The 8,897-nt window shown below is 39.0% G+C and carries 10 protein-coding genes; 6 read left to right on the top strand and 4 right to left on the bottom strand.

From position 1 onward, the window contains the following. Positions 1–123: 123 nt before the first annotated feature. Together BANVL01_RS02250 and pepF are read left to right on the top strand one after the other, a co-directional pair. Entirely contained in the window at positions 124–1,320 is a 1,197-nt protein-coding gene (locus BANVL01_RS02250; protein WP_066084458.1) for a competence protein CoiA, read from the top strand. A 116-nt stretch (positions 1,321–1,436) separates the two neighbouring features. After that, positions 1,437–3,257: an oligoendopeptidase F gene (pepF, locus tag BANVL01_RS02245; protein ID WP_066084461.1), complete on the top strand. Its 1,821-nt coding sequence runs from the start codon at positions 1,437–1,439 to the stop codon at positions 3,255–3,257. A 41-nt stretch (positions 3,258–3,298) separates the two neighbouring features. On the opposite strand, the gene BANVL01_RS27140 is transcribed toward pepF, so the two are convergent. The 4 genes from BANVL01_RS27140 to BANVL01_RS02230 form a co-directional block, all read right to left on the bottom strand. Further along, complete coding sequence (locus tag BANVL01_RS27140; protein ID WP_156482174.1) at positions 3,299–3,472, bottom strand: hypothetical protein; 174 nt, start codon at positions 3,470–3,472, stop codon at positions 3,299–3,301. 469 nt (positions 3,473–3,941) lie between these two features. Next, positions 3,942–4,826: a ClpXP adapter SpxH family protein gene (locus BANVL01_RS02240; protein ID WP_066084462.1), complete on the bottom strand. Its 885-nt coding sequence runs from the start codon at positions 4,824–4,826 to the stop codon at positions 3,942–3,944. After that, positions 4,798–5,208, bottom strand: a complete 411-nt coding sequence (locus tag BANVL01_RS02235; RefSeq protein WP_066084468.1) for a globin domain-containing protein — start codon at positions 5,206–5,208, stop codon at positions 4,798–4,800. The genes BANVL01_RS02240 and BANVL01_RS02235 overlap by 29 nt, the downstream gene beginning before the upstream one ends. A gap of 180 nt (positions 5,209–5,388) precedes the next feature. After that, positions 5,389–5,985: a CYTH domain-containing protein gene (locus BANVL01_RS02230; RefSeq protein ID WP_066084474.1), complete on the bottom strand. Its 597-nt coding sequence runs from the start codon at positions 5,983–5,985 to the stop codon at positions 5,389–5,391. 120 nt (positions 5,986–6,105) lie between these two features. Here BANVL01_RS02230 and BANVL01_RS02225 point away from each other — a divergent pair, with 120 nt between their 5' ends. The 4 genes from BANVL01_RS02225 to BANVL01_RS02210 are packed head-to-tail and all read left to right on the top strand — an operon-like array spanning position 6,106 to position 8,889. After that, complete coding sequence (locus BANVL01_RS02225; RefSeq protein WP_066084477.1) at positions 6,106–6,465, top strand: UPF0738 family protein; 360 nt, start codon at positions 6,106–6,108, stop codon at positions 6,463–6,465. Positions 6,466–6,483: 18 nt separating this feature from the next. Next, entirely contained in the window at positions 6,484–7,122 is a 639-nt protein-coding gene (yjbM, locus tag BANVL01_RS02220; RefSeq protein ID WP_066084488.1) for a GTP diphosphokinase, read from the top strand. A 49-nt stretch (positions 7,123–7,171) separates the two neighbouring features. After that, positions 7,172–7,966, top strand: coding sequence for an NAD kinase (locus BANVL01_RS02215; protein WP_066084493.1), 795 nt, complete (start codon positions 7,172–7,174; stop codon positions 7,964–7,966). Positions 7,967–7,980: 14 nt separating this feature from the next. Beyond that, positions 7,981–8,889 (top strand): RluA family pseudouridine synthase, encoded by a 909-nt coding sequence (locus tag BANVL01_RS02210; protein WP_066084498.1) that lies wholly within the window; start codon positions 7,981–7,983, stop codon positions 8,887–8,889. The last annotated feature ends 8 nt before the right edge of the window (positions 8,890–8,897 follow it).

Genomic DNA, 8,897 nt, shown 5'->3' with positions numbered 1-8,897 from the left:
TCAAAAATTTATACTTTCTTATTCTAAGGAAATTCGTCGAATCGGCGAGTTTTCTTTTTTTTTTTGTAAAGGATTACAAAGAAATTTGTCGAATTATTAATCTTGAAAGGTGGAGATAATGAAATGTTAAGCGCACAAACCAAATCTGGAAAAAGGATTTGTCTTGGGTATGATTACAAAAAGGAAACTCTTTTGTATCTGAGAAACAAAGAAGAATTTATTTGTCCGATTTGTGGTGAAGATGTATTGCTTAAATTGGGTGAACAGCGGATTTTTCACTTTGCCCATAAGCAGGGTGGCACTTGCCGCGATTTTTATGAAAATGAAACGCAGTATCACATGGAAGGGAAAAAACAGCTGTATCAATGGCTGATCCGGCAAAAAATCCCTTCAGTTCTAGAGTATTATGATAAGGAAATTGGGCAGCGGCCCGACATTATGTTCGAGCATAAGGGGAAGAAATATGCCTTAGAGTATCAATGCTCCACGTTACCGGAAAAAGTTTTTATTAAAAGGACACAAAGGTATCTTGAGAAAAAGTATATTCCATTATGGATTATCTCAAGCAGCCATATTCATTCAAAAAAGAGAAATATCACCGCATTATCTAACTTTCATTATTACTTTTTGCGAAGTACTTCTACCGGTTATCTTTATATTCCTTCATACTGCCCCGAAAAACAACTATTTCAATTGGTAGAACCGATTACATCTTACTCGATAAAAAACGTATTCGCACACTTTTCCTTCTATCTTCCAAATGATTTGAAACTTGATGGTTTATTGGAGCCTAGTAGAAAACATCAGCTTAATCTATCAAGCTGGAATAGAGAAATAGAAAAATTTAATTTGCATTTGACTTTGCATCCAGGGAAAGCACTTCAACCTTTTCTTCACGAAATATATAACAAAAATCTTAACCTGTTTCTATTGCCGCCTGAAATTGGTCTTCCCGTTCCTCACTCGATATCCATCCATACTGCTCCAATGATTTGGCAAACGTATGTATTTCTTGATGTTTTAGCCAGCAAAAATCCCAACGATTTGATCACACTTCAGGAAATTAAAACTCACTTAAAAAAAAGACTGAATAGGAACGATATTATCCTGCGAAAATTACCCCAGCTAGAAGCAATCAATCCCCTATGCGCCGTAATTGAATATTTGCAACATCTAGTACGATTGGGTATTTTAAGCCGGAAAGGGGAAAATCTCTTTCAATTGAAGAAGAAAATTATCATTCCAAGGTCCAATCGAGAGAAGGAAGAGGCAAAAATCCTTTTTTATCAAAAAAACAACCGAATACTCTCAGAAATATAAATGAAACTGGGCATAATATGGGGGGATAGCAAACATTTTAAAAGGAAATCAGAACATTTAGGAGAATACTTATATAGGGGTATACCCGCAATTCGAATTTGAATGGAGGATGGATGATGACAAATGAAACAGCAGTAAAGTCATTGCCGGCTAGAAGTGAGATTTCTGTGGATGACACGTGGAAATTAGAGGATATTTTTGCGCGGGATGAGGAGTGGGAAAAAGAGTTTCAAGAGGTAAAAAAGCAAATCCCTGGCATTAAGGAGTTTGAAGGGAAATTAGCAGAAAGTGCAGAGACGCTTTATAAAGCTCTTCAGTTCCAGGATCAACTGTTGGAGCGAATTGGGAAGCTTTATACATATTCGCATATGCGCTACGACCAGGATACAACAAACTCCTTTTACCAAGGCTTAGATGACAGGATGAAGAATTTGTATTCGCAGGCAGCCAGTCAATTGGCCTTTATCGTGCCTGAAATCCTTTCGATTGATGAAAGTAAGGTCACAAGCTTTTTAAATGAAAAACCAGAATTAAAGCTATACAAACAGGCTATTGAAGAAATTAATCTGCAAAGGCCGCATGTGCTGACTGCTGAGCAGGAAGCTTTATTAGCGGAAGCAAGCGAAGTAATGGATGCTTCCAGCAATACATTTGGAATGTTAAATAATGCTGATTTGGAGTTCCCCGCCATTAAAGATGAAAACGGGGAAGAGGTTGAAATTACTCATGGCCGCTATAGTCGTTTCTTAGAAAGCGGAGACCAGCGGGTAAGACGGGATGCCTTTAAAGCAGTCTATAAAACATATGGCGCTTTTAAAAATACATTCTCGAGCACATTAAGCGGCAACGTGAAAAAGGATAATTTTAATGCAAGAGTAAGAAAGTATGACTCAGCAAGGCATGCAGCCCTTGCAGCCAACAATATTCCGGAGAGTGTGTACGATAACCTTGTTAATACGGTTACGGAAAATCTTCCTTTATTACATCGCTACGTGAAGCTCCGAAAAAAGGTGCTGGGTCTCGATGAACTTCATATGTATGATTTGTACACACCACTTGTAAAAGATGTGAAAATGGAAGTTAAATATGAGGAAGCAAAGGATTTAGTCATCAAAGGACTGGCCCCGTTGGGTGAAGAATATGCGAGAATCCTAAAAGAGGGCTTTGATAATCGCTGGGTCGATGTCCATGAGAATAAAGGGAAGCGGAGCGGCGCTTACTCTTCTGGAGCATATGGAACACATCCGTATATTCTTATGAACTGGCAGGATAATGTGAATAATTTATTTACCTTGGCCCATGAATTCGGTCACTCTGTGCATAGCTACTATACACGGAAATCACAGCCATATCCGTATGGTAACTATTCGATTTTTGTTGCTGAAGTGGCTTCCACCTGTAATGAAGCATTGCTAAACGATTATTTATTAAAAACGATTGATGATGAACAGAAACGTATCTACCTCCTTAATCACTATTTAGAAGGGTTTAGAGGAACGGTGTTCAGGCAGACGATGTTTGCGGAGTTTGAGCATGTAATTCATCAAAAAGCCCAAAATAATGAGGCGTTAACCGCTGATGCTTTAACAGAGGCCTATTATGAATTGAATAAGAAGTATTTTGGTGAAGAGGATATTGTAATCGATGAGGAAATCGGCTTAGAGTGGGCGAGAATTCCGCATTTTTATTACAATTATTATGTGTACCAGTATGCTACTGGCTTCAGTGCTGCAACTGCGTTAAGCAAGCAGATTTTAGAAGAAGGCGAGCCAGCGGTAAAACGTTATATTGAGGAGTTCTTAAGTGCCGGAAGCTCTGACTATCCAATTGAAGTGCTAAAGAAAGCAGGCGTCGACATGACGAGTGCAGACCCTGTTAAGAATGCTTGTAAGGTATTTGAAGAAAAACTGAATGAATTAGAACAATTATTATCATAAGTGCAGCAAAAAGGATGGTTTCTTTCATGAAGCCATCCTTTTTAAAAGCCTTTAAATCGTTTTCGATTATTTAGATAAAAGATGAAGATTAATAAAGAAATAAACAGAATTGGTGTACTTAGTAATAATGGGAATATCTTCATTAATGCAAGGATATGAAGAAAAAAAGCAATCAGGATGAAGAGAATCATGCAGATAAGAGGTAATTTGCTCAAAGTAAAATCCCACCTTTTCAGGGTTACTTACTACTATGTTTATTGTCCCATTCATGAAATTATGACTTTTCCCCGCATTAACGGGCAGTAAGAATCCATACTTAAAAATGGTTAGGCGGGGTATCAACTGCCCGTAAAAGCCCGATTGGTTCAACTAACCATCAGTGGAAAAGAACCTCCACTGATGGAAGTTTCACTTTATGACAATTATGTGAAACTAAGCACATACTCATTGTCATGTATTGAAAGTCATGTTATATTATAAATGTGAAGTTAATCACAACAAACATATACCCCTTTGTTTGACCGTGAAAAATTTCTCCCATCCCCTTTGTTCGTATAAATAGAAAAATGCCTTGCACCCTTAAAAGCTGCAAGGCATTTTCGTTTTTCAGGAACGAATGCAGACCGAACGCTTTAGCAGCAAAAAAAAGACAAATGGCCGGAGTATTTAATTCCAGACATTTGCCTATTCATCGATATAGCGCCAAAATGTTCCATATTTCGCGGGTATCTGTTCCACGACCTGTTTTAGAAGCAGCTTTTTCATTTCCCGTTCAATTTGCGCAATGGGCATATCATAAACAACGGCAATCTCCTTTGAGGCGACAAATTTAAAAAACTTCACAAACGCCTCTAATGGTGGCGGCGCTGATTTCACCGGTTTTTCTGGAAGCATTTCTTCCAAAATTTGTACATAGACCTCATAGGGATAGGTTCCGGTAATTTTGATACCTTCATCCTCGGCATTTTCATTAAAAAATACCAATGTTGGAATTTCGATAACTTCCATTTCAGCTGTTATTTTCAAATCACATTGGAAGGCCTTTGCAGCACTCTCAGAATGAATATCAATCATAAATTCTTCTATATCCAATCCGGAACGGCCTGCACAATCCTTTAGCACCTCTAGATTAGAAATGTTTTGCTTTTCTAAAAATAACATCTCTTGAATTCTCCGTAGAAAACGCAGTCCTGCACGTCTCCCTTGTAATTCAGCAGCTTTAAGCGCAATTGAAACGGTAGATGGAGTATCGACCGGATTCTCCAACCAAAGACTCCCATCGCATGACATTCCTGATTTGCTTGCTATTTTCTCCCATGATTGAGCGATATTCTCATAGTTTTTCTTTTTACTCAAATTTAAATTGGCCAGCCGTCCGCTTAAAACATTTTTAATAGAAAAATACTGTCCATATTCAATTTTTAGTTTTTTTAGAATCGGTTCAAGTGCCCAACATTCAGGACATAAAGGATCAATAAACATGTAAATCTCAATGGGTTTTTTATCAATCCCGCTGCACCTAGAGCCACGTAATTTAAAATTATTCACGATTTTCACCTGACAACTCATCGCCATCTGGGGTATTAATCATATGTTGCGCCGTAAGGTACAGTCGTGAGAAAAATTTCTCTCGTATTGGGCCTTCCAGTTGAACCTTGTCCATTGCTTGTTTCATGCAAGATAACCAGGCTTTCGAACGTGTTGGTGTAACAGGGAAGGGCAAATGGCGTGCACGCATCATTGGATGACCATGCTCTTCTGTATAAATGGGTGGCCCGCCTAAATATTGAGTCAAAAATTGCTTTTGTTTTCGGGCAATTTCTGTGAATTGATTTGGAAATATTGGAGCAAGATCAGGATGTTGTGCAACAAGGCCATAAAAGGTGTCCACAAGCCGGTTTAATTTATCTTCACCAATGGCCTCGAATGGTGTAAGCTTTTTCTCAATCATGTTGACAACTCCTTAAATGTCTTTCGTTGTTCTTATTTTAACAATGACCCTTTTATATCTCAAATTAATTGCCTTGGATAGCCGATGTAATCATTAGAATACAGTATTAATGTATACAAAGGTGTCATTTTTTAGTAAAAACAGAATGGAATTGGCAGATGAGAGCCTTTCAGGGAATGGTTAAATACCGTTTGGATTCTGCTGTTTATATTTTTGATCATAAAAGCGGCGGATTTTGTTGTCTGTTTTCCGCTCTGGTATTTGAAGTTGACTAAGAAGTTCCAGGAAAGCCCGTTTTCCTTCCTGATAATTTTCAACCTCATATTCTAATTCATAATCTTCCTTATTTAAATAGAAACTTTGATCGAGAACTAGTAATCCATTTTTGTATGCTATTTCTACCCTGTTTGTTGATAGAGAGCCGAAATACTCGATGGTTGAAAAATGGACATTGTCTTTTTCTAATAGGGTTTGGATTAACCCAACAGGAAGCTTCCCAGACTGGATTGCTTGTGCTGCCTCTTCATAACTTAACGTCTGATTCGTTTCGAGGATTCCAACCGCTGCCGGCTGCTTTAATGTCATCTCATATGACCGCTGTTTTTTGCGGATTCTTAGTGCAGAGCCTAGCTCTTTTAAGGTGAAATCAGGAGTATCAAAGTAGTGGTTTTCTTGACTGAAAATTTGCCTTTTATCTATATTGAATTCCAAAAGAAACCTTTCATATTCCTCTTTTGTAAGCATATTCTTGAATTCAATCTCAATATTTTGTGACATTGATCGTCTTCCTTTCAGGAGCGTGATTATAATTTTTACTTATGTTTTTCTCCAACCTCAAACCTTGGGAGAACTGGGTGAATTATGCTAAAATAGAAAGGTGAAGATGGAGGTATGAAAATGAAGAAAAGAATAACAATTCTAAAGGCAAGCATAACAGAAAATAGACTATTGCTAGAAACAAATGAACCTATCAGCAGATTAGTTCCTTCAGAACAAATTCTTGTCGACTCTAAACAATACTCATTTATTTACTTAATGGAGGATAAAGAAGATTATACATATATCGCTTTACCTGAACAAATCTGGCCTTTTCTAAAGGCCGCTCAAGTGCAAAAGTTTCCTGTTTGGCTTAGCTTTAAGGATCAACAATTAGAACTTTTAAATTTCCATGAGGAATTAGAATATGTCATTAGCAATATTGGCGGGAATAGTAACTATGGGAATGAAATGGTCACAAAAGTAGAGGGTATTTTCTAGAAATAAAGAGGTGGAATCATGAAACATTGGGACCTATTTTTAGCACCCTATAAACAGGCTGTGGCAGAGCTGAAAATAAAATTAAAGGGGATGAGGGGGCAATTTGACCTTGATTCAACCCATTCTCCTATAGAGTTTGTTACCGGCCGAGTAAAACCTATTGCCAGCATTCTCGACAAGGCCAATCAAAAAGGAATTCCGCTCGAGAATTTGGAAGAGGAAATGCAGGATATTGCGGGAATGCGGATTATGTGTCAGTTTGTCGATGATATACATACGGTTGTTGAGTTATTAAGAAATCGTAATGACTTTGAAATTGTTGAGGATCGAGATTATATATCTCATAAAAAGACAAGCGGATACAGGTCGTATCATATTGTCATTTGTTATCCAGTTCAAACAATCCACGGGGAAAAGAAAATTCTTGCCGAGATTCAAATCAGGACGCTGTCGATGAATTTTTGGGCAACGATAGAGCATTCGCTAAATTATAAGTACAAGGGTATCTTTCCAAATGATATAAAAATGAGGCTGCAAAGAGCCGCTGAAGCTTCCTTTCGGCTGGACGAGGAAATGTCATTAATTCGCGGTGAAATCCAGGAAGCACAGGCTTTTTTTACAAGGAAAAAGGAGTTTAAGCAGGAAGAGAAGAACTAATGACCGGACGCCCTTTGATAAGTATTAAAGTACAAGGAGTATAAAACTTATGAAATTTGCGATTACATCAAAAGGAGATCAAAAATCAAATATTTTGATGCACAAAATGAGGACCTATTTATTGGATTTTGATCTTAAATACGATGAGGACCAGCCGGATATCGTTGTATCCATTGGCGGTGATGGGACACTTCTTTACGCCTTTCACCGCTACAGCAGCCGTTTAAGTAAAACTGCCTTCGTCGGAATTCACACCGGGCATCTTGGTTTTTATGCTGATTGGACCCCTGATGAAATTGAAAAGCTTGTAATTGCGATTGCCAAAACTCCGTTTCAGGTCGTGGAATACCCGTTGCTTGAGGTGATCATCCGTTACTCGCATGCCGGAAAGGAATCTAGATATTTAGCCTTAAACGAGTCCACGGTAAAAAGTGTAGAGGGAACGCTCGTCATGGATGTAGAAATCCGCGGTCAGCACTTCGAACGATTTCGTGGCGATGGTCTTTGTGTTTCTACTCCATCAGGAAGTACAGCTTATAACAAAGCACTTGGCGGCGCGATTATCCATCCATCCATTTCTGCGATTCAAGTGGCGGAAATGGCATCAATTAATAACAAAGTTTTTCGAACAGTGGGTTCGCCGCTCATCCTTCCGGCACATCATACGTGTATGTTAAAACCTGTGAACAGGACCGATTTTCAGATTACAGTCGATCACCTGACACTGCTGCACAAGGATGTAAAATCGATTCAATTCAGAGTGCCGGAAGAAAAAATTCGGTTTGCCCGGTTCCGGCCGTTTCCTTTTTGGAAAAGAGTCCATGATTCGTTTATTTCGGATTGAGAGAGGGGATCTTTATGACGGCTTCTCGTTTTCAAATGAATTGGGTTATTTCACAGGATGATGCCGGAAAACTGATAAAGGAATTTTTAAAAAAGGAAGAAATCTCGCGAACGGCCTTAACTGATATTAAGTTTAAGGGCGGCAGTATCCAAGTAAATGGTAAAGAGGTAAATGTTCGTTATAAGCTGGCAGCCGGCGATGTATTGAGAGTTGTTTTTCCTGATGAGATTCCAAGCGAGGGGGTTAGCGGAGAAGATATTCCGTTAAGAATTCTTTTTGAAGATGAGCACATAATTGTTGTTAACAAGCCTTCTGGTATGAATACGATACCCTCACGCGAACATCCTACCGGCAGTCTAGCGAATGCGCTTGTCGGCTATTATCAGCGTATCGGTCTTCGGGCTGCGCCGCATATCGTTACCCGGCTTGACCGGGATACTTCAGGAATTGTGTTGATTGCCAAGCATCGCCATGTCCATCATTTGTTTAGTATGATGCAGCAAGGGGGGCAAGTTAAGCGCACATATGAGGCTTTTGCGGGTGGAGTGATTTCGCAGGATTGCGGTACTATTCGGGAGCCGATTGGACGTAAACAGGAAAGCATTATTGAGAGGGAAGTTCGTGACGACGGTCAATATGCCTGCACCCATTTTCAGGTGATTGAAAGGCATTGTCTATTTACATATACTGAGCTGCAGCTTGAAACGGGTCGAACCCATCAAATAAGAGTTCATATGTCCTTCTTGAGGCACCCGCTGCTTGGTGATGATTTGTATGGGGGCGATGTATCTTTAATTGATAGACAGGCCCTCCATTGTAAAAAAATCAAATTTACGCACCCATTTTTGGGAGAGGAAATGACTTTTTCGGCACCACTCCCTACGGATATGCGTAAAATATTAGAGGCTGACCCGCTTTTATAGGGATCAGC

This window comes from Neobacillus novalis NBRC 102450, assembly GCF_001591805.1.
Classification (GTDB): domain Bacteria; phylum Bacillota; class Bacilli; order Bacillales; family Cytobacillaceae; genus Neobacillus; species Neobacillus novalis.
Note: the sequence above shows the minus strand (reverse complement) of the source record. Positions and strands in the feature narration are given on the sequence as shown.